21 protein-coding genes and 1 pseudogene are annotated in these 20,432 nt (G+C 69.1%); 15 read left to right on the top strand and 7 right to left on the bottom strand.

The window, feature by feature from the left end; genetic code table 11:
• A partial coding sequence (locus tag G510_RS16065; RefSeq protein WP_036322534.1) for a transposase occupies nucleotides 1-273 on the top strand: 273 nt, incomplete at its 5' end.
• Between the two features lie 30 nt (nucleotides 274-303).
• Here G510_RS16065 and G510_RS19095 read toward each other — a convergent pair.
• Nucleotides 304-579 (bottom strand): hemerythrin domain-containing protein, encoded by a 276-nt coding sequence (locus tag G510_RS19095; protein WP_245563264.1) that lies wholly within the window; start codon nucleotides 577-579, stop codon nucleotides 304-306.
• Nucleotides 580-921: 342 nt separating this feature from the next.
• Nucleotides 922-2,583 carry an ABC-F family ATP-binding cassette domain-containing protein gene (locus G510_RS0108480; RefSeq protein WP_029153287.1) on the bottom strand — a complete coding sequence of 554 codons (1,662 nt, stop codon included), beginning with the start codon at nucleotides 2,581-2,583 and terminating at the stop codon, nucleotides 922-924.
• Between the two features lie 217 nt (nucleotides 2,584-2,800).
• On the opposite strand from G510_RS0108480, the gene G510_RS0108485 reads away from it, so the two are divergent.
• The 5 genes from G510_RS0108485 to G510_RS16075 all read left to right on the top strand — a co-directional run bounded on the left by G510_RS0108485 (nucleotide 2,801) and on the right by G510_RS16075 (nucleotide 7,792).
• The gene (locus G510_RS0108485; protein ID WP_029153288.1) at nucleotides 2,801-3,826 is read left to right on the top strand and encodes a LacI family DNA-binding transcriptional regulator; all 1,026 of its coding nucleotides are present in this window, start codon (nucleotides 2,801-2,803) and stop codon (nucleotides 3,824-3,826) included.
• 173 nt (nucleotides 3,827-3,999) lie between these two features.
• Nucleotides 4,000-5,187, top strand: coding sequence for a CaiB/BaiF CoA transferase family protein (locus G510_RS0108490; RefSeq protein ID WP_029153289.1), 1,188 nt, complete (start codon nucleotides 4,000-4,002; stop codon nucleotides 5,185-5,187).
• Nucleotides 5,184-6,311, top strand: a complete 1,128-nt coding sequence (locus G510_RS0108495) for an ABC transporter substrate-binding protein (RefSeq protein ID WP_029153290.1) — start codon at nucleotides 5,184-5,186, stop codon at nucleotides 6,309-6,311. Before G510_RS0108490 ends, G510_RS0108495 begins: the two co-directional genes overlap by 4 nt.
• A gap of 1 nt (nucleotide 6,312) precedes the next feature.
• Nucleotides 6,313-6,768 (top strand): MaoC family dehydratase, encoded by a 456-nt coding sequence (locus tag G510_RS0108500; RefSeq protein WP_029153291.1) that lies wholly within the window; start codon nucleotides 6,313-6,315, stop codon nucleotides 6,766-6,768.
• A gap of 52 nt (nucleotides 6,769-6,820) precedes the next feature.
• The gene (locus tag G510_RS16075; RefSeq protein ID WP_051216605.1) at nucleotides 6,821-7,792 is read left to right on the top strand and encodes a CPBP family intramembrane glutamic endopeptidase; all 972 of its coding nucleotides are present in this window, start codon (nucleotides 6,821-6,823) and stop codon (nucleotides 7,790-7,792) included.
• Here the strand turns inward: G510_RS16075 and G510_RS0108510 are convergent.
• Nucleotides 7,762-8,526, bottom strand: coding sequence for an aminotransferase class IV (locus tag G510_RS0108510; RefSeq protein ID WP_029153292.1), 765 nt, complete (start codon nucleotides 8,524-8,526; stop codon nucleotides 7,762-7,764). The two genes, G510_RS16075 and G510_RS0108510, sit on opposite strands and share 31 nt — an antisense overlap.
• Before the next feature lie 125 nt (nucleotides 8,527-8,651).
• Here G510_RS0108510 and G510_RS16080 point away from each other — a divergent pair, with 125 nt between their 5' ends.
• From G510_RS16080 to G510_RS0108540, 6 genes are all read left to right on the top strand, one after another.
• Nucleotides 8,652-10,589 (top strand): chorismate-binding protein, encoded by a 1,938-nt coding sequence (locus G510_RS16080; RefSeq protein WP_036322536.1) that lies wholly within the window; start codon nucleotides 8,652-8,654, stop codon nucleotides 10,587-10,589.
• Between the two features lie 69 nt (nucleotides 10,590-10,658).
• Nucleotides 10,659-11,321 carry a GntR family transcriptional regulator gene (locus tag G510_RS0108520; RefSeq protein WP_029153293.1) on the top strand — a complete coding sequence of 221 codons (663 nt, stop codon included), beginning with the start codon at nucleotides 10,659-10,661 and terminating at the stop codon, nucleotides 11,319-11,321.
• Nucleotides 11,322-11,323: 2 nt separating this feature from the next.
• Complete coding sequence (locus tag G510_RS0108525; protein ID WP_029153294.1) at nucleotides 11,324-12,850, top strand: MmgE/PrpD family protein; 1,527 nt, start codon at nucleotides 11,324-11,326, stop codon at nucleotides 12,848-12,850.
• Nucleotides 12,850-13,752, top strand: coding sequence for a methylisocitrate lyase (gene prpB / locus G510_RS0108530; protein ID WP_029153295.1), 903 nt, complete (start codon nucleotides 12,850-12,852; stop codon nucleotides 13,750-13,752). The genes G510_RS0108525 and prpB overlap by 1 nt, the downstream gene beginning before the upstream one ends.
• Before the next feature lie 2 nt (nucleotides 13,753-13,754).
• On the top strand, nucleotides 13,755-14,939 hold the full coding sequence (locus tag G510_RS0108535; RefSeq protein ID WP_029153296.1) for a bifunctional 2-methylcitrate synthase/citrate synthase: 1,185 nt from the start codon (nucleotides 13,755-13,757) through the stop codon (nucleotides 14,937-14,939).
• The gene (locus G510_RS0108540) at nucleotides 14,936-16,111 is read left to right on the top strand and encodes a thiolase family protein (protein ID WP_029153297.1); all 1,176 of its coding nucleotides are present in this window, start codon (nucleotides 14,936-14,938) and stop codon (nucleotides 16,109-16,111) included. The genes G510_RS0108535 and G510_RS0108540 overlap by 4 nt, the downstream gene beginning before the upstream one ends.
• A 134-nt stretch (nucleotides 16,112-16,245) precedes the next feature.
• On the opposite strand, the gene G510_RS18830 is transcribed toward G510_RS0108540, so the two are convergent.
• Nucleotides 16,246-16,506, bottom strand: a complete 261-nt coding sequence (locus tag G510_RS18830) for a hypothetical protein (protein WP_029153298.1) — start codon at nucleotides 16,504-16,506, stop codon at nucleotides 16,246-16,248.
• Between G510_RS18830 and G510_RS19100 the strand changes: the two are divergent.
• Together G510_RS19100 and G510_RS18675 are read left to right on the top strand one after the other, a co-directional pair.
• Nucleotides 16,390-16,635: pseudogene (locus G510_RS19100) on the top strand (alcohol dehydrogenase catalytic domain-containing protein); the annotation flags it as partial. The gene G510_RS18830 and the pseudogene G510_RS19100 overlap by 117 nt on opposite strands.
• 43 nt (nucleotides 16,636-16,678) lie before the next feature.
• Nucleotides 16,679-17,377, top strand: coding sequence for a TRAP transporter large permease subunit (locus tag G510_RS18675; protein ID WP_051216606.1), 699 nt, complete (start codon nucleotides 16,679-16,681; stop codon nucleotides 17,375-17,377).
• A 59-nt stretch (nucleotides 17,378-17,436) separates the two neighbouring features.
• Here G510_RS18675 and G510_RS0108555 read toward each other — a convergent pair whose 3' ends face one another.
• From G510_RS0108555 to G510_RS0108565, 3 genes are read right to left on the bottom strand one after another with little or no spacing between them, the layout of a single operon-like run.
• On the bottom strand, nucleotides 17,437-18,213 hold the full coding sequence (locus tag G510_RS0108555) for a crotonase/enoyl-CoA hydratase family protein (protein WP_029153299.1): 777 nt from the start codon (nucleotides 18,211-18,213) through the stop codon (nucleotides 17,437-17,439).
• Nucleotides 18,210-18,968, bottom strand: coding sequence for an SDR family NAD(P)-dependent oxidoreductase (locus G510_RS0108560; RefSeq protein WP_029153300.1), 759 nt, complete (start codon nucleotides 18,966-18,968; stop codon nucleotides 18,210-18,212). The genes G510_RS0108555 and G510_RS0108560 overlap by 4 nt, the downstream gene beginning before the upstream one ends.
• A gap of 30 nt (nucleotides 18,969-18,998) precedes the next feature.
• Nucleotides 18,999-20,171, bottom strand: a complete 1,173-nt coding sequence (locus G510_RS0108565) for a thiolase family protein (RefSeq protein WP_157560485.1) — start codon at nucleotides 20,169-20,171, stop codon at nucleotides 18,999-19,001.
• 115 nt (nucleotides 20,172-20,286) lie between these two features.
• Here G510_RS0108565 and G510_RS19010 point away from each other — a divergent pair, with 115 nt between their 5' ends.
• Complete coding sequence (locus G510_RS19010) at nucleotides 20,287-20,421, top strand: hypothetical protein (protein WP_281167436.1); 135 nt, start codon at nucleotides 20,287-20,289, stop codon at nucleotides 20,419-20,421.
• The last annotated feature ends 11 nt before the right edge of the window (nucleotides 20,422-20,432 follow it).

Genomic DNA, 20,432 nt, shown 5'->3' on the forward strand with positions numbered 1-20,432 from the left:
CCGAAAGACGTCTGGTCGCAGATCTGGTCGAATAATCCCAACGAGCGTCTCAACAGGGAGATCCGTCGCCGGACCGACAGCGTCGGCATCTTTCCGAACCGGGACGCCATCGTCCGCCTCGTCGGCGCGGTCCTGGCCGAGCAGACCGATGAGTGGGCTGAAGGACGACGCTACCTCGGGCTCGAGCTCCTGAATCGCTGCCGTCTGAGCCTCGTCCCCGACACCGGAGAGGAGATCGACACCGAAGACCCCGACCTTGCCCTGTCCGCTTGACCAACCCCAGCTCGATCGATCACCCGAGCGTTACACCACTCCACGGGACTTGACCTTGGGGTCGGCAGCTTCCGTGAGGGCGGACTGCAGCCCGCCGACAAGATGAGCGATCATCGAGTGGTCCTGTTCCAGGAAGCGCAGTGTGTCGCGTAGATGAGGGTAAGCGGCCGCGATCGCAGGGAACAGCTCGCGATCCTCTCCTTCGTGGTGCCCGATGAGTGCCGTGCAGAATCCGTGGCAGAACAAGAGCAGCTCGCGGCCCGCAGCCTCGGGAAACTGGCCGGACGCAGCGGCGTCCTGCGCCACTCGCAACGCCTTGCGCAGGCGATCGTGCACCTGACGCAGCTCCGCAGACCAGGCGACGAGCCTGGTCCGCTCGCCGGTCCCGGGCGGCCCGGACGCTGCTGCCCGGTGGTCAGCGCGAACAGCACGCGCATCCGGATGGTTGTTCCGGGACCCTGGCCCGGTGATGTCGCCCTCAGTCACGTGAGGGCGAAGGGGGCGACATAGACATGTCTTCCTCCTTCAGATCCCACGCCTCCATGCCTGACACGGTCTGCCACCGGCACGCGACGCTCCCCGCAGAATACACGGCCGCTGGCGCAGAACAACACCCATCGGAGCGAGACGTTCCCGTCGTCCAGGCCTTCATGTCGCACCGATCTCGAGGCGCGGCCATTCCTCGAGGTCGCTGAGCAGCCGCCGGTCGTGCGTCGCGACGACGACCGCTGCGCGGGTCGCGCCGAGCGCCTCGGTCAGCTCGTCGACGAGCGGGATCGACAGATGGTTCGTGGGCTCGTCGAGGATCAGCACGTCCGGGCGCTCGGCGAGGCGCAGCGCGAGGTCCAAGCGCCGTCGCTGACCCTGAGAGAGATCGCGCACTCGGGTCCCGACGGAGCCACCGGGCAGCAGCCCGAGGAATCCGAGGGAGGCGGTGTCGCGACCCGAGAGGATGCCTGACGAGCTCAGCCGACCGATGTGCTGCTCGAACACCTCGCCCGCCGTGCGCGACGCGTCGTCGACCTCGGTCTCCTGCGCGACGAGCACCACGCGCGCGCCGTTGCCGGTCCGCACGGACCCGGTCGTCGGCTCCAACCTTCCCGCTAGGGCGGCGAGCAGCGTCGATTTTCCCGCGCCGTTCGGCCCCGTCACGAGCAGGCGATCGCCCGCTGACAGGTCCAGGGTCACGGGGCGCGTCAACCGATTCTCGACGGTGACGTCGTCCGCGCGCAGCAGCACGCCGCGGCCAGGATTCAGGGTCGGGAAGGAGAACGCGAGCGGCGGGGCCGGGACTGCCACGCGGTGGGCCTCCAGTGCCCCCTGCGCTCGCGCGACCGCCTGCACGACGCCCGGCGCGCGGCTCTGGCGCTGGTGCTTGCCGGTGCCCTTCGGCGGACGCCAACCGGTCTGCAGGCGGTCGCGGGCGGACTGGGCGGCGGTGGCTAGGCGCGCGTGCTCGAGCTGCTGATCCGCATGCTCCTGCTCCCACCGCTCGCGCTCCGCGCGCCGCCCCTCCTGCCAGCCGGCGTACCCACCGCCGTAGCGGCGCGGCTGACGATCGCGCGACGGATCCAGGTCCAAGAACTCCTCGCACGTGTCGGCGAGCAGCGCGCGGTCGTGGCTGACGACCACGACGCCACCGCGATGCTCGCGGATCCGCCGGGTGAGGAAATCGAGCCCGTTGGCGTCGAGATGGTTGGTCGGCTCGTCGAGCAGAAGGAAGTCGTGCTCGGCGCCCAGCAGGCACGCGAGCCGCACGCGGTAGCGCTGGCCGACCGACAGGGTGGCGAGGTCGCGCTCACGGTCCGTGCAGGCATCGAGCGCCTCGAGCGCGGCATCGACTCGTCGATCCGCGTCCCAGGCATCGAGCCGGACGGCCTGCTCGAGCGCGTCCGCGTACGCGTCGTCGGCGCCGGCGGCGTTCGACGACAGGGACTCGGTCGCATGCTCCAGGGCACGCAGCGCGGCGTGGGAGGGCGCGACGGCCTCGCCGATCAGGTCGCCGACCGTCGTGCCGGGCGCTACATCGAGCTCCTGCTCGGCGACGCCGATCGAGCCGGCGCCGCGCACCGTGCCCTCGTCGGGAGCGAGCGTGCCGACGAGCAGGTGCAGCAGGGTCGTCTTGCCGCGGCCGTTCTCGCCGACGATCGCGAGTCGTGAGCGCGGCGACACCGTCAGATCGACCGCGTCGAGCACGCGGCGCCCGCCGCGCGTGATGCTGACGCCCGACGCGGTGATCTGTGCGCGATCACCGGCAGGAAGGGCGAGGGAATCCGAGGATCCGTGTTGAGGAAAAGGGGTGAGGGACAAAATCGTCTCCGTGGCTTCGTTGCGGAGCCGGGCGACGATGCGCAGACAGCACGAAACACCGCCCGGCGATGACCGGAACGGCGGAGCGGGGAGCGGATGGACTCGGGCGCCGCCGTCAGGCGGCGCGGCGGAGACGCATCGACGCAATGCCCGCGATATGCGCGGCGGCGAAGTTCCTCATGTGAACAGGATATCAATCCCCCATTATGATCGCCCCATGGCAACTCTGAGCGACGTCGCCGCGCGGGCCGGGGTCTCGGTTTCAGCGGTATCCCGAGTCTTGAGCGATGCGCCGGAGACACGCGTCAGTGACGAGACGCGAGAGCGGATCAAGCAGGCTGCCCGCGATCTCGACTACCGTCCGAACTCGGCCGGTCGAGCGCTGCGGTCAGCGCGCTCAAACGTTATTGCGCTCGTGGTGCCGGATCTCATCAATGCGATCTTCATCGAGCTTGTGCGCGGGGTCGAGGATGCCGCGATCCAGCATGACTATCTCGTCCTGATGGGGCGCACGGAAGACCTCGAGCCCGGCGACGAGCGGGCGCGCAAACTCCTCGGCGAGGGCCGCGTCGACGCACTCCTGTTGCAACCGGGCGACCGGCCGAACGTCGTCGACGCGATCGCAGGATTCGCCGAACAGAAGCCGGTCGTCATCCTCAATTCCGTCGAGGCGAACACGCCGGGATCCGCCACGATGCCCGACGATGTTGGCGCGCGCGTCGCCGTGCGACACCTGATCGACCTTGGACACGAGCGCATCGCCTTCGCCGGCGGCGTGCCCGAGAATCCGACCAATGTGCGCCGCGAGTGCGGCTTTCGTTCCGAGATGGCGTCGGCGGGGCTGGGCGTCAATCCGGATCTCGTCACGTCGTTCGGTTATACGGCCGTCGATGGTGAGCAGGCGGCCGATGCGCTGCTGAGCGACGAGCGCCGACCGACCGCGATCTTCGTCGCGAACGTGAACGCGGCTATCGGCCTGCTGGCCCGCGCCCGCCGTCTTGGCGTTGCGGTTCCGGGCGATGTGTCGGTGGTGGCGTTGCACGACTCGTGGACCGCCGAGAACTCGTGGCCCCCGCTGACGACCGTGAAGATGCCGTGGTACGAGCTCGGACGCCGCGCGTTCGGCGAGGTGCATAGCCGAATACAGGGCGAGGATCCGTCGGGCATCGTCGTGGATGACCCCACTCCCCGTCTCATCGCGCGCGAATCGACCGGGCCGATCGACCCGGGCCGAAGGCCCTAGCGGGTCGCCTCTTGTGCACTGCGCGGATCGTGTGCATAATTACGTGAGCAAACGTTTGAGCGAACGTGGTGCTGTTCACAGAAGAACCACCCATTCACCAGCCGTGGGAGCAATCAATCGATTGTCTCGCCAGGCCGCTGAACCTGGCGAGCCCATCGAAGTGGAGAAGACAAGTGGAAGACCACGTAGACAGGCCGTTGGACGGAATCACGGTCCTGGATTTCAGCCAGTTCCTGGCGGGTCCGGTCGCGGCGATGCGCCTCGCGGACCTCGGCGCGCGCGTCATCAAGATCGAGCGCCCGGGCACCGGCGACATCGGCCGCACCCTCGCGTTCGCGGGCAGCGTTGCCGATGAAGAGACGGTGTCGTTCCACGCGATGAACCGCAACAAGGAGGGCATGACAGCGGATCTGAAGAATCCCGCCGACCTCGACCGCGTGAAGGATCTCATTGCGCACGCCGACGTCATCGTGCAGAACTTCCGTCCCGGCGTGATGGAGCGCATCGGGCTCGACTACGAGTCGGTGCGCGAATTGAATCCGCGCCTCGTCTACGCGAGTGCGACCGGGTACGGCAACGACGGCCCGTGGAAGGATCGCCCCGGGCAGGATCTGCTCGCGCAGTCGCTCTCCGGTCTGCCCTGGTTGAGCGGATCCGGGCATCAGGGGCCCGTGCCCGTCGGTCTGTCGATCGCGGATCACCTGACGAGCTGCCATATCGCGCAGGGTGTGACGGCGCTGCTGCTGCGCCGCGAGCGCACCGGGAAGGGCGGGCTCGTCGAGACGAGCCTGCTCGAGGCGATGCTCGACCTGCAGTTCGAGATGCTGAGCGTGCACCTGAACGACCCCTCGGTCACGGTCGCGCGCGGCGGTGACCGGTCGGGGCACGCCTTCCTCGCGGCACCGTACGGCACGTACCCCACGGGCGACGGATTCCTCGCGCTCGCCATGAACCCGCTCCCGAAGCTCGGCGAGCTGCTCGGCATCGACGAGCTGATCACGTTCACCGAGGACGAGGCGTGGTCGAAGCGCGACGAGGCCGAGGGGCTGCTCGCGGCGCATCTAGCGACGAGGCCCACGCAGGATTGGCTCGACATTCTCGACGCCGCCGACGTCTGGTGCGCGCCGGTGCTCACGCTCGAAGAGCTCGTGGCGCACGACGGGTTCTCCGCGATCGACATGGTGCAGGAGGTCGAGCGCGGCGGATCGCTCACCCGGTCCGGTGAGCAGCTCACCCTGAAGACGACCCGCGGTCCGCTCCGCGTCGACGGTCACACCCTGACGAGCGACGTCGCCTCACCGAAGCTCGGCCAGCACGACGCCGCGCTCCGCGAGGAGTTCGGGTGGGAGGCCGGGGCATGACCGTGCTGCGGGGCATGACGTGGGACCACCCGCGCGGCTACGAGTGCATCGTCGCGGCCTCGGCCGAGTATGCGCGCACGACCGGCGTCGAGATCCGCTGGGAGAAGCACCCGCTCAGCGCCTTCGAAGAGGCGCCGATCGAACAGCTCGCCGCACACAACGACCTCATGGTCATGGATCATCCGCACATTCCGCAGGCGGCCGAGGCGGGGGCGTTCGCGCCGCTCGACGGGCACGGTCACGACGACGCCCTCGCTGCGCTCGCCGCGCAGTCGGTCGGTGCCTCGCACGCCACCTACGCCTATGACGGCCGCCAGTACGGTCTCGCGACGGATGCCGCCGCCCAGGTGGCCGTGTACCGCCCTGATCTCATCGCGGATCCGCCGCGCGACTGGGATGCCGTGCTCGAGCTCGCCGCGGAGGGCCGGGTCGTCTGGCCGTCGAATGCAGTGCATGCGCTGTCGAGCCTCGTGACACTCACCGCGAACGACGGTGCCCCTCCGACGAGCGAGCCCGGCGTCTTCCTCGACGAGGAGGCCGCGCGGGGCGCGCTCGAAACCATGCACCGCCTGGCCGAGCTGGTCCCGCAGGAGAACCTGTCGCAGAACCCGATCGATGTGGCCGAGATGCTCGCGACGAGCGACACCTACGTCTATGCACCGCTGTCCTACGGGTACGTGAACTATTCACGACCGGGCTTTCGCGCGAACCGGCTGCAGCACATCGACATCCCGGCGGGCGCATCGGGCGTATCGGGGTCGCAGCTCGGCGGAGCGGGGATCGCCGTGTCGGCCTCAGCGCGAGATCTCGACGCCGCGCGCGCGTTCGCGATCTGGCTCGCGTCGCCCGACGTGCAGCGCGGGGTCTACTACGACGGCGGCGGCCAGCCCGGTTACGCCCCCGCGTGGGACGACGACCGGCTGAACGATGACAGCCTCGACTTCTTCCGCGGCACTCGGGCGACCCTCGAGGGGGCCTCGGTGCGGCCGCGGTTCAGCGGCTGGCCCGAGTTCCAGAACTGGGCATCGGTCTGGGCGAACCAGGCCCTGCGCCGCGAGATCACCGACGAAGAACTGCTGCGCCGATTCCGGGACGCGGCCGAAGAACTGTTGACGAGGGACTGACATGCGATTCGAAGACCGTTATTTCGACGACTACGAGGTCGGCGAGACGCGCACCACGACGGGGCGCACGATCACCGAGGCCGACATCGTCACGCACGCCGGGCAGACGGGTGACTTCTTCCCGCACCACATGGACAAAGAGTGGGCCGCAACTCAGCCCTTCAAGAAGCGCATCGCGCACGGCACGCTCGCCATGTCGATCGCGGTGGGGCAGACGGCCGGCGACATCAACCCGCAGTCGATGAGCTACGGGTACGACCGCGTGCGCTTCATCGCGCCGGTCTTCATCGACGACACGATCACCGTCACCGCCGAGATCACGGCCAAGCGGGACCACGCCAAGCGTCCGGACGAGGCCGGCTACGTCGATGAGCTCGTCAGCGTCGTGAATCAGGACGGGCAGACCGTGCTCGTGCTCACCCACATCTATCTCGTGAACAAGCGCATCGCGGCCTGATCTCCCCCGCGCGACGGATGTGCGCGGGGGAGAGCACGGCCAGCATGGAAGCATGAACGCCGCAGATCTGTTCTCACCGCACGATGTCAGACCCGGAATCCCGCCCGCCCGCGTGCCGTGGGGATCCGTCGGGATTTTTCTCACGATCGCCATCGTGCTCGGGTGGATCGTGTGCCTCCCGCTCTGGTTCGGCGATGGCCTCGCCTCGCCGATGTTCCAGCTGATTGCAGCGGCGCTCATGGCGACCCCGACGATCGCGGCGCTGATTCTGGTCTTCACAACTGTGCCGAAGGGCGGACGCGCGCGGTACCTCGGCCTTCTGCCGTTCCGGCCGGTCGGCCGCAAGATCCTGCTCTTCCTGCTGTGGCCCGTCTTCTTCCTCGCGATCGCCTTCGGCGCGATGCTCCTCGCCTCGGCCCTCGGGTGGAGCGAGTTCGACGCCGACCTGACGATGCTGCGCGAGCAGCTCGCCGCCCTCGGCACCGACGACGTGCCGCTCTTCCTCACGATGCAGTTCCTCGCCGTGCCGCTGGTCGTGATCCAGGGAACCGTCACCGCGTTCGGGGAGGAGCTCGGGTGGCGCGGCTACCTCACGACCGCCCTGTCGCCGCTCGGCTTCTGGCGCTCCGCGCTCATCATCGGCACGGTGTGGGGCGTGTGGCACGCGCCCATCATCCTGCTCGGCTACAACTTCAACCGCACCGACCTGCTGGGCGTCGTCTACATGGTCGTCTTCTGCCTCGTCGTGGGCGTGCTGCTGCAGTGGAGCAGGTACTTCACCCGCAGCGTGTGGCCGGCCGCCGTCGGGCACGGTGCGCTGAACGCCACGTTCACCTACCCGCTGTTCTGGGCGACGCCCGACTTCGACGCCGTCACCGGATCGGCGCTCGGCGCCCCCGGCTGGATCCTCATGGGCGCGGTCATCGTCATCCTCATCGCCTGCCGGGCGTTCCGCCCCGAGCGCGACTGGACGCCGAAGCGGGATCCGCGGTTTCAGATCTCGTCGAAGGGCACCGAGGCGTAGGCCGCGCGCACGCGGTCGAACGCCGGATGATCCGTCGGCCAGGTGACCTCATCGATCGACGCGATCGGCCGGATCCCCGCACCGGATCCGCTCGCGAACGCCGCGTCCATGCGGGGGAGGTCGTCGAGGGCCACGGTTTCGGACGCCCCACCGACCAGCGTTCGGGTGACGCCCTGCAGGGCATCGCCATCGGCCCAGATGACGTCGCCGTCGTGCACGAAGCCCAGGTTCCAGGTGGGACCCTCGGACAGGCGCCCGGCGGCGTCGACGAAGACCGCGTCGTCGAAACCGGCGCGCTGGGCGAGGCGCCGCTCGTAGAGGGATCCGAAGAGACCCGTGTGCTTGATCTCGGGGCTCTGCCGCCCGAACCGGGTCGAGCGCACCCGCAGCGGTGACGGCGATCCGGACGGTGCGCCGCGGGGCGAGACGAGGATCCGCGGCGACGCATCGGCTCCCGGCCGCTCGAGGGTGAGCGACGGATCGAACAGCGTGACGCGCACGATCACGTTCTCGGGCTCGTCGGCGATCGCCTCGCGGATCCGCCGCCGCACCAGATCCGTGTCGAGCGCGATGTCGAACAGCGCGCGGCCATCGATGACGAGACGGTCGAGGTGTCGGGCCAGGCCGCGCACGCCGCCGCGGTGCACCCGCATGGTCGTGAAGTGCGCGAGGCCCGCGAACGCGAGGGCCCGCATGTCTGCGGCAGAGGGCGGGAGGCCGTCGATCAGCTCCATGGCTCCAGTGTGGCACCCGCACGAGTACGGCACACGGCGCCGATCTGCGGCTTCACCGGCCGGATCCGGGCGCTGCCGCGCCGATCTGCCGTAGTTGTGCACCAGGGGCGCGGCAGAATGGAGCCATGCCGCGCCCGCGCGTCCTGCTCGTGGACAACTACGACTCCTACACCGGCAGCCTCGAGCAGCTGATCTGGGAGGTGTCGGGCGCGCGTCCGCACCTGGTGCAGGCCGATTCCGTCGACCTCTCGGCGCTCGGTGCGTACACCCACATCGTGCTGGGGCCCGGACCGGGCAACCCGCACGAGCCCGCCGACGTGGGGCGGGCGTTCGCGCTGCTCGAACACGCGCGCGTTCCGGTGCTCGGCGTCTGCCTCGGGTTCCAGGAGATGATCATCGCGGCGGGCGGATCCGTGGTGCGCGCCCCGCGCCCCGCGCACGGACTCGTCGACACCGTCGCCCATGACGGATCCGCGCTGTTCGTTGGGGTGCCCGAACGCTTCGTCGCCGTGCGGTATCACTCGCTCATCGCGAGCGAGCCCGTGCCGTTCCGGATCACGGCTCGGGCGCACGACGGGGCCCCGATGGCGGCCGAGTGGCCGGAGCGGCGCTGGCACGGCGTGCAGTTCCACCCCGAGTCGATCGAGACGGCGCACGGGGCGCGGATGATGGAGAACTTCCTCGGGGTGCGGCGGCCCGAGCGCCCGCCGGCCGTGTCGCCCGGGAAGCGCCCGGCGCCCTCCTGGCGCTGCTGGTCGCACCGGATCGACGGCGCCGTCGACGCGGACGCGCTGTTCGCCGACCTCTACGGTGCCGCGCCGAACGCTGTGTGGCTCGACAGCTCGCAGCAGGCTTACGGCATGGGGCGCCACTCGATCATGGGCGCCCCCGAGGGGCCGCGCGACGACGTGCTCTCGGGCCCCGACGTGTGGAGCGAGCTCGACCGTCGCCTGAGCGCCCACCCGGTTGCCCCGGCGCCGGGGCTTCCGTTCGTCGGCGGATACGTCGGGCACATGCCGTACGACGCCAAGTCGATCGGGACGGGCGGCGATCTCGCGGCCCAGCTCGTGCACCTCAGCCGCTTCGTCGTGATCGACCACGCGGATCCGTCCGTCACCGTGGTCGCGGTGGGGCCCAACGAGGACCGGGAAGACGCGCTCGCGTGGATCGGCGCGACGCGGGAGCGGATCCGGCGGGTGCCGCGTCTGCGGCCGGTGCCTGCCGCGGCACCCGCGGGCACCGCGATCGCCTCCGTCACACGCGACGGCTACGTGCAGCATCTCGCGCAGGTGCGTTCCTGGCTCGAGGCCGGCGACTCGTACGAGGCCTGCTACACGTACCGATTGCGGTTCCCGTTCGACGGATCCGGATTCGACGCGTACCGGCGGCTGCGCCGAGCCAATCCCGCGCCCTACTCGGCCTACCTCCGGCTGCCCGGTCGCGAGATCCTGTCGTGCTCGCCGGAGCGGTTCCTGCAGGTCTCCGCGGACGGCGACGCCGAGAGCAAGCCCATCAAGGGGACTGCGCGGCGGCGTGCCGGTGCCGACGATCACGCGGCGGCGTCGGCGCTCGCCGCGGATCCGAAGACGCGCGCCGAGAACCTCATGATCACGGACCTGCTGCGCAACGACCTGGGCCGCATCAGCGCGCGCGGATCCGTCGAGGTGCCCTCGCTGATGGCGATCGAGAGCTACGCGAGCGTGCACCAGCTCGTGACGACGGTGCGCTCGCGCCTCGAGGTGAGCGGGGTGCGCGCGGCGCAGGCGCTCTTCCCTCCCGGATCCATGACCGGCGCGCCGAAGCGGCGCACGGTCGAGCTGCTCGACGAACTCGAGGCGGCCCCGCGCGGCGTCTACTCCGGCGCCCTCGGGCACTTCTCGCGATGCGGATCCGTCGACCTCTCGGTGGTGATCCGCACGGCCGTGGTGGAAGCGGGCGAGGCGTCGATCGGCACCGGCGGCGCCATCACCTTCGACAGCGACCCGGAAGCGGAGCTCGACGAGACGATCGCGAAGAGCGGGGCGGTGCTGGCCGCGTTCGGGATGGGGCATCCGTGGGGGTGATTGTGTCCCAAAAGAAGGATTCTTATCCTGTTCGTGCTTTGATTGCGCAATTATGTATACACTCGGGGCATGGTCACCGTTGAGCAGCAGTCCCCCGGGAAGGCGAGCGATCGCGCGTATGCGACGCTGCTCGACGAGATCCAATCCGGTACGCTGCCGGCCGGCGCTGTGGTCGCCGAGGCCGAGCAGGCCGCTCGGCTCGGCGTGAGCCGCACGCCGATGCGCGAGGCGCTCCGCCGCCTCGCCACCGACGGCCTGATCGTGCAGCAGTCGCCGCGCGTCACGGTCGTCGCGGGCATCGACAAAGCCGATATTCGCGCCCTGTTCGAGATCCGCCGCGCGCTCGAAGAGTCGGCCGCCCGGCTTGCCGCTGAGCGCGGCGATGCGGCCGTGTTCCGCGCGATCGCCGACGAGCTTGCGGGCGTGCACCTCGAGAGGGACGCCGACCGCGACCGGTACTACGAGCTCATCGGCCGGCTCGACCGGGCGATCGACGACGCCATCGCCAACGACTACATCGCATCCGCTCTCCGCACGGTGCGCGCCCACCTGGTGCGCGTCAGGCGCCTGGCGCGCGACCACCCCGAGCGGCTCGCGGCGTCCGTCGCAGAGCACCGCACGATCGCCCGGGCGATCGCCGACCGCGACGGATCCCTCGCTTCCCATGCGACGCACGTGCACCTGCACAACGCGCTCGCGAGCATTCTGCAGAACCCCGACATCGAAGGATGACCATGACCGTCTTGCACCCTGTTCGCACGTACCGCAGCGACGAGAACCTCCCCCACGACGAGCAGCTCGCATGGAAGATCGCCCAGGTGGCCGTCGATCCGGTCGAGGTCGAAGAAGCGGTGACGGAGATGATCATCAACCGCGTGATCGACAACGCCGCCGTTGCGGCGGCGTCGCTGACCCGCGGCCCGATCTGTTCGGCACGCGCGCAGGCGCTCGATCACCCCGTCTCGCGCGGCGGTGACGGATCCACGATCTTCGGTCTTCCGCTCGGCACCTGCACGAGCCCCGAGTGGGCGGCGTGGGCGAACGGCGTCGCGGTGCGCGAACTCGATTACCACGACACCTTCCTCGCGGCCGAGTACTCGCACCCCGGTGACAACATCCCGCCGATCCTCGCCGTCGCCCAGCACGCCGGATCCGACGGCCGCGCGCTCGTGCGCGGCATCGCGACCGGCTACGAGATCCAGATGGACCTCGTGCGCGCGATCAGCCTGCACAAACACAAGATCGACCACGTCGCCCACCTCGGCCCGTCGGCCGCGGCCGGCATCGGCACCATGCTCGGCCTCGACGCCGAGGTGATCTTCCAGGCCGTGAGCCAGGGCCTGCACACGACGACGGCCACGCGGCAGTCGCGCAAGGGCGAGATCTCGACGTGGAAGGCGCACGCCCCGGCCTTCGCGGGCAAGATGGCCGTCGAGGCGGTCGACCGTGCGATGCGCGGCCAGACCTCGCCATCGCCCATCTACGAAGGTGAAGACGGCGTCATCGCCTGGCTGCTCGACGGACCCGAGGGCCGCTACGAGGTGCCGCTGCCCGCCCCCGGCGAGCCCAAGCGCGCGATCCTCGACTCGTACACGAAGGAGCACTCGGCTGAGTACCAGGCGCAGGCATGGATCGACCTTGCGCGCCAGCTCGGCACCGACCGCCCCGAGCTGCGCGACCCCGCGAACATCTCGAGCATCGTGCTGCACACCTCCCACCACACGCATGTGGTGATCGGATCCGGATCCGGCGACCCGCAGAAGTACGACCCGACGGCGTCGCGCGAGACGCTCGACCACTCGATCCCGTACATCTTCACCGTTGCGCTGCAGGACGGCGGCTGGCACCACGTCGACTCGTACGCCCCCGAGCGCGCGGGCCGCACCGACACGGTCGAGCTGTGGCACAAGGTCACGACGGCGCTCGACGAGGAGTGGACGCGCCGCTACCACTCGGAGGACCCGGACGAGAAGGCCTTCGGCGGCCGCGCCGAGATCACGCTCACGGACGGATCCACCGTGACGGCCGAGATCGCCGTCGCCGACGCGCACCCGCTCGGCGCGCGCCCCTTCGCCCGCGCGAACTACGAGAACAAGTTCCGCCTGCTGGCCGAGCCGGTCCTCTCGTCCGAGGAGATCGAGCGCTTCCTGAGCCTCGCCGCTCGCCTGCCCGAGCTGACGCCGGCCGAGGTGCGCGAGCTCTCGATCGTCGCCAACCCCGGAGTGATCGACGCCGCCCCGAGCCCGAAGGGTCTGTTCTGATGTTGAACGCGACTGTTCCGGCCCATGTGAAGCGGCAGAAGTTCCGGGAGAAGCTGGAATCCGGGGAGCTCCTGCGCTTCCCCGGCGCCTTCAACCCGCTGTCGGCCCGCCTCATCGAGCGCAAGGGCTTCGAGGGCGTGTACATCTCGGGCGCCGTGCTGTCCGCCGATCTCGGGCTGCCCGACATCGGCCTCACCACGCTGACCGAGGTTGCTGACCGCGCCGCGCAGATCGCGCGGATGACGGATCTGCCCGCGATCGTCGACGCCGACACCGGCTTCGGCGAGACGATGAACGTCGCGCGCACGATCCAGACGCTCGAGGACGCCGGGCTCGCCGGGTGCCACATCGAGGACCAGGTCAACCCGAAGCGCTGCGGCCACCTCGACGGCAAGGAGGTCGTCGACGAGGAGACGGCCCTCAAGCGGATCCGCGCGGCGCGCGACGCCCGCCGCGACCCGAACTTCCTCATCATGGCGCGTACCGACATCCGCGCGGTCGAGGGCCTCGACGCGGCGATCGATCGCATCCGGAAGCTCATCGACGCCGGCGCCGACGCGATCTTCCCCGAGGCGATGAAGAACCTCGACGAGTTCCGTGCCGTTGTGGAGGCCGTCGACGTGCCCGTGCTCGCGAACATGACCGAGTTCGGAAAGAGCGACCTGTTCACCGTGGACCAGCTGCGCGAGGTCGGCGTGCGCATGGTGATCTGGCCCGTCTCTCTGCTGCGCATGGCGATGGGGGCTGCAGAACGCGCCCTCGACACGCTGATCGACGAGGGTAACCTCGAGAGCCAGCTCGGAACGATGCAGCACCGGGCCGACCTCTACGACCTGATCGACTACGAGTCGTACAACCAGTTCGACTCCGGAATCTTCAACTTCCAGATCACGAAGGAGTGAGCATGTCCGAAGACATCAAGAAGGGTTTGGCCGGCGTCATCGCTGACAGCACAGCGGTCAGCAAGGTGAACCCCGAGACCAACAGCCTGCTCTACCGCGGATATCCCGTGCAGGAGCTCGCACAGACCCAGCCCTTCGAGGCGGTCGCCTATCTGCTCTGGAACGGCGAGCTGCCGACCGATGAGCAGCTCGCGGCCCTCCGCGAGACGGAGCGGAAGCACCGCGCTCTCGCGCCCGAGGTGAAGGCTGTCATCGACGGCCTCCCGCTCGAGGCACACCCGATGGACGAGCTGCGCACGGCGCTCAGCGCGATCGGCGCGAGCGACACGGCCGGATCCGCGTCCGTACTCGACTCGACGGGGACGCCCGAAGAGAACCTCGAGCGCAGCGTTCGCCTGTTCGCGGCGCTCCCGGCGATCGTCGCGTACGGCCAGCGCCGTCGACGCGGCGAGTCCAGCATCGAGCCGCGCAGCGACCTCGACTACTCGGCCAACTTCCTCTGGATGACGTTCGGTGAGGAAGCCCATCCGGCGGTTGTCGACGCGTTCAACCGCTCGATGATCCTGTACGCAGAGCACTCGTTCAACGCCTCGACCTTCACGGCGCGCGTGATCACGTCGACGATGAGCGACCTGTACTCGGCCGTCGTCGGTGCGGTCGGTGCACTGAAGGGCCCGCTGCACGGCGGTGCGAACGAGGCCGTGCTGCACATTTTCGACGAGATCGGTTCCGCCGACAATGTCGTCCCGTGGCTCGACAAGGCGCTCGCCGAGAAGCGCAAGATCATGGGCTTCGGACACCGCGTGTACAAGCGCGGCGACTCGCGCGTGCCGACGATGAAGGCCGCGCTCGACACGCTCATCGAGCACTACGACCGCCGCGATGTCGAGGCGCTCTATGACACGCTCGAGAGCGAGTTCGTGAATCGCAAGGGCATCTATCCGAACCTCGACTACCCGTCGGGGCCGGCGTACAACCTGATCGGCTTCGACACCGTGACGTTCACGCCGTTGTTCGTCGCCTCGCGCGTGACGGGCTGGACGGCGCACATCCTCGAGCAGCAGGCGTCCAACGCGCTGATTCGCCCGCTGTCGGCGTACAACGGCCCCGACGAGCGCCACATCGACGGGTACGTTCCGTCCGAGGCCGAGCTCGACGCGGCGAACCGCGAGGAGGAGTCGGCGTGACCGAGAAGGTCGCGATCGTCGCGGGGGCCCGCACACCGATCGGCTCGTTCGGCGGCGTCTTCGCGGGCACCGACGCATACCTGCTCGGCGCAGCCGCCGTCCGCGGTGCACTTGAACGTTCGGGCGTCGACGGATCCGCCGTGGGTGAGGTCGTCATGGGATGCGTCGGTCAGTACGGCCCGGACGTCTATAACGCGCGCCGGGTCTCGCTCGAGGCGGGGCTCGCGACGAATGTCCCCGCGCTGACGGTGAACCGGCTGTGCGGATCCGGCCTGCAAGCGATCTGGTCGGGTGCACAGGAGCTGCTCTGGGGCGGCGTCGACGTCGTCGTCGCCGGCGGCGACGAGAGCATGTCGCGCACGCCGTTCCTCGACTATTCGTCGCGCGGCAACTCGCGTCTTGGGCACCGCCAGGCGCTCGATGGTACGGTCGCGATCCTCACGGATTCGTTCAGCGGCCAGCACATGGGCATCACGGCCGAGAATGTCGCCGCGAAGTACGGCGTCTCGCGCGCGGACCAGGACGCGTTCGCGCTCGAGTCGCAGCGCCGTGCCGCGCAGGATCAGGCTCGTGCGGCGTTCGCCGAGGAGATCGTCGCCGTCACGACCGCGGGCCGCAAGCCCGTCGAGGTGACCGGTGACGAGCACCCGCGGCCCGACACGACGCTCGAGGTTCTCGCGGGCCTGCGGTCGGTGTTCCAGAAGGACGGCACCGTCACGGCCGGCAATGCATCGGGCGTGAACGACGGCGCCGCGGCAACCGTGCTGATGCGTGAGAGCGACGTCCGGGCGCAGGGGCTCGACGCGCTCGCGACGATCGAGGCGGTCGCCACGGCCGCTCTGGATCCGGAGTACATGGGCTATGCGCCGACGCTCGCGCTCGCGAAGCTGTGGGAGCAGACGGGGCTGTCGCCCGATGAGGTCGACGTGATCGAGCTCAATGAGGCGTTTGCCGCTCAGGCGCTCGCGGTCATGCGTGACGCGAAGCTGGATCCCGCCAAGGTGAACCCGTACGGCGGCGCGATCGCGCTCGGTCACCCGGTCGGCGCGACGGGCGCGATCCTCACGGTGCGCGCGGCGATAGACCTGAAGCGGCGCGGCCTGCAGTACGCCGTCGTCACGATGTGCATCGGCGGAGGCCAGGCGTTGGCGGCGTTGCTCAAACGCTGGTAGGCGAGCACCTTCAACGCGCTCCTTCCCCGAGACGGGGGAGGAGCGCGTTGCTCTTTTCAACGGGTGTCCATTTTCCTCTAGATACGCATCATGATCATCAATAGAGTGGAAGGAGCCGGACCGACCGGTGCGATTCAGTCAAGGGAGACGAATCTGTGAAAGCTGCGCTCATCAATACGATCGCGACGCCGTACGAGTTGGCCGACGTCGAGGTCGGAAGCCCGACCGGTCGTGAGGTGCTCGTCGAGGTGAAGGGCTCCGGCCTGTGCCACAGCGACCTGCATCTCGCCGATAACGACTACGGCATGCCGCTGCCGCTGATGCTGGGCCACGAGATCGCGGGTGTCGTAACGGAAGTCGGCCCCGATGCCACGATGGTTAAGGTCGGCGACCACGTCGTCGCATGCGTTGTCCCGTCGTGCGGGCGCTGCGTGCCGTGCTCTCTCGGCAACCCGACGGCGTGTGAGAACGCCGGGTCGTTCGGGCGCGACGAAGGAGCACCCGCGCGGTACACCCGCGACGGGGAGCCGGTCACGCAGGCGTTCGGCATCGGCGGATTCTCCGAGTATGTGCTCACGCATCGGCGAGCGGGTCCACGCGACCGCGGCGGATCGACTGGCTCAGGTCCGGCACATCCTCCCAGTCGTCGTACTGATCGCCGCCGTTCTCGGTGGTATCTATTCGGGCGTCACGACGGTCACGGAGGCGTCCGCGCTCGGTGCGCTCGGGGCACTCGTCCTCGCGCTGATCTACCGCGGCCTGACGTGGCGCTCGCTCTTCGAGGCGCTCAAGCGCACGGTGTGGGTGACGGCGATGATCATGGCGATCGTCATCGGCGCGAACATTCTGTCGTTCGGCCTCGCGACCACCGGAGCGGCCCGGGCCCTGACCGCGTGGGTCACCGCGTCGGCGCCGTCGGTGGGCGTCTTCCTCCTGCTCGTGTTCGTCCTGCTGTTCGTGCTCGGCATGTTCATGGAGGGGCTGTCCATGATGATGCTCACGATGCCGATCCTGTTCCCGCTGCTTCAGGCCTACGACGTGAACATGGTGTGGTTCGGAGTCGTGCTGGTGGTGCTCATCGAGGTCGGCCTCATCACCCCGCCCGTCGGCATGAATCTCTTCGTATTGCAGGGCGTCACGGGCGAGAAGATCAGCACGATCGCGCGCGGCGCGGTGCCGTACCTCATCATCATGCTGGCGTTCGTCGGGCTGCTCTGGGCGTTCCCCGCGATCGCGATGTGGTTGCCGAACGCGATGGCGTCGTGATCTGACGCGAACGAGGGGCGAACCGAATCAATCGGTCCGCCCCTCGTTCGCGTTCGGTCCTACGAGTTCGTCCAGACGGGCGCGCGCTTCTCCGCGAAGGCGGTGGCGCCTTCCTTGGCGTCGTTCGATTTGCGGATCGGATTCACGATCGGCCACTGGCGCGCGAACTTCTCCTCGAGCGGCCAGTCCGGGCTCTCCTGGATGACCCGCTTCGATGCCTGCAGCGCGAGCGGGGCGTTCTGAGCGATCCGGTCCGCCAGATCGAGCGCAGCGTCGAGCGCGCCGCCCGCGGCAGCGACCGTCGTGAGCAGGCCGTAGCCGTGCGCCTCCTCGGCGGGCAGCATGCGACCGGTCAGCACGAGCTCCATGGCGCGGTGGTACGGGATCCTCTGCGCGAGCCGCAGCAGACCGCCCGCGCCGGCCGTCAGGCCGCGCTTGGTCTCGGGTAGCCCGAAGTTCGCCGTGTCATCGGCGACGATCAGGTCGCACGCGAGCGCGATCTCGAAGCCGCCGCCGAGCGCGTATCCCTCGACGGCCGCGATCAGCGGCTTGCACGGGGGACGCTCGACGAGGCCGGCGAATCCCTTGCCCTCGATGATGGGGATCTCCCCGCGGGCGAACCCCTTGAGGTCCATGCCCGCGCAGAAGAATCCGCCGGCGCCGGTCAGCACGGCGACCGAGAGGTCGTCGCGACGGTCGAGCGCCTCGAGCGCCTCGCCGAGCGCGGTCGCGAGCTCGAGCGAGATCGCGTTGCGCGCCCGGGGGCGGTTCAGCGTCAGAACGAGGACGCGGCCGCGCTCTTCGACCAGGAGAACGGGTTCAGTCTCGTCGGTCATCGCGGGGGCATCCGGATCGCGCCGTCGAGTCGGATCGTCTCGCCGTTCATCATCTGGTTCTCGATCATGTGCGCCGCGAGCTTCGCGTACTCGTGCGGCTGGCCGAGGCGCGAAGGGTTCGGCACCGCCTTGGCGAGCGAGGCGCGCACCTCTTCCGAGAGGCGCGCCAGGATCGGGGTGTCGAACGTGCCGGGGGCGATCGTGGCGACGCGGATCAGCTTCGACGCGAGATCGCGCGCGGCCACGAGGGTCATGCCGACGATGCCCGCCTTCGCCGACGCGTAGGGGATCTGGCCGATCTGGCCCTCCCACGCGGCGACCGATGCCGTGAGGATGCACACGCCGCGCTCGCCGTCGACCGGCTCGTTCTTCGCCATGCGCGCCGCGGTCAGGCGCAGCACATTGAACGTGCCGATGAGGTTGATCCGCACGATCTTCTCGTACGTCTCGAGGGATCCGGGATTGCCGTCGCGATCGACGAGACGGATCGGGCCGCCGATGCCCGCACAGTGCACGAGCGCGCGCAGCGGCGCGACCTTCTCGGCTGCGTCGAGCACGGCCTCGACCTGATCCGTCTCGGTGACATCGGCAGGCACGAAGGTGCCGCCGATCTCCTTGGCGCGCTCTTCGCCCGCCGAGGTCGGCAGATCGAGGATGACGACGTGCGCGCCCTGCTCAGCGAGCTTCTGCGCCGTGGCCCAGCCGAGGCCCGAGGCCCCGCCCGTGACGACGGCGGATGATCCCTTGACGTCCATATTGAGGTCCGTTCTCTTGAGAGTGGCGGCTCAGAGCCGTTCGATGATCGTGGCGTTCGCCATGCCGCCAGCCTCGCAGACCGCCTGGAGGCCGAAGCGGCCGCCGGTGTCCTCGAGCGCGTGCAGCATGGTGGTCAGAAGGCGCGTTCCGGTCGCGCCGAGCGGGTGCCCGAGAGCGATCGCGCCGCCGCGCGGATTGACGACGCTGTGGTCGAACCCGAGCTCCTGCATGAACGCGATCGGCACGGGTGCGAAGGCCTCGTTGACCTCGACGTGCGAGATGTCCGATGGCGTCAGTCCTGCGCGCTCGAGCGCGCGACGAGCTGCGGGGATGGGGCCCGTCAGCATGAGCAGCGGATCCGCACCGACGACGCTCATGGCGTGGATCCGCGCGCGCGGCGTGAGCCCGAGCTTCTCGGCCGTTCCTGCCGACATGATGAGGCTCGCCGACGCGCCGTCGGTGATCTGCGACGAGTTGCCCGCCGTGATGCTCCAGTCGATCTCGGGGAAGCGCTCGGCGAGCTCGTCGGTGCGGAACACCGGGTTCAGCTCAGCGAGGCGCTCGGGCGTCGTGTCCGGGCGCACCGTGCTGTCGACCGTGATCGTCGTCGTACCGTCCGAGACGGGCACGATCTCGCGCGCGAAGTCGGATGCGGCCGCGCGGCGGTGCGACTCGGCGGAGTACGCATCGAGCTGCGCGCGCGAGATGCTGTATCGGGCGGCGACGAGCTCGGCCGACACGCCCTGCGACGTGAGGCCTGGCGCGTAGCGCTCGGCGACCATCCGCCCGTACGGGTCGGCGCCCTGGCGGGCGGATCCCATCGGCACGCGGCTCATCGACTCGACGCCGCCCGCGATGACGATGTCGGCCTGATCCGACATGATGGCCTGCGCCGCGAAGTGCACGGCCTGCTGGCTGGATCCGCACTTGCGATCGATCGTGGTCGCCGGCACGTGCTCGGGAAACCCCGCGCCGAGCCAGGCCATGCGGCCCGGCGTTCCCGACTGCTCGGAGACCTGCGAGACGCAGCCGATCATCACGTCGTCGACGGTGCCCGGATCGAGAGCGCTGCGCGAGACGAGATGCTGCAGGGTCTGTGCGAGCAGGTCGACGGGGTGAATGGACGATAACGGCGCGCCCTGTTTACCTCGTGCGATCGGTGTACGGATCGCATCGACGATCACGGCGTCGCGGGATGACATCACTGGCATAGTAATTGTTTATCATGATTTGCACTGATTTACATCCCACCCTTGTCACGGGGTACGGTGGTCCCATAATCTATGTTCATCAATCGCATGCAAAGGAGCGTGGAAAATGACGACCGTCACGGTTGACGAAGTGCAGGAGATCCGCGAGCTCGCCGCGTCGGTCGCGCGCGACGTATTCGAACCCATTGCCGAGGAGCTGGATGTCAACAGACAGCCGATCAGTGTCGAGCAGCGCAAGTAGCTCGGCGAGCT

Origin of the sequence: Microbacterium gubbeenense DSM 15944 (assembly GCF_000422745.1) — a bacterium.
GTDB lineage: Bacteria > Actinomycetota > Actinomycetes > Actinomycetales > Microbacteriaceae > Microbacterium > Microbacterium gubbeenense.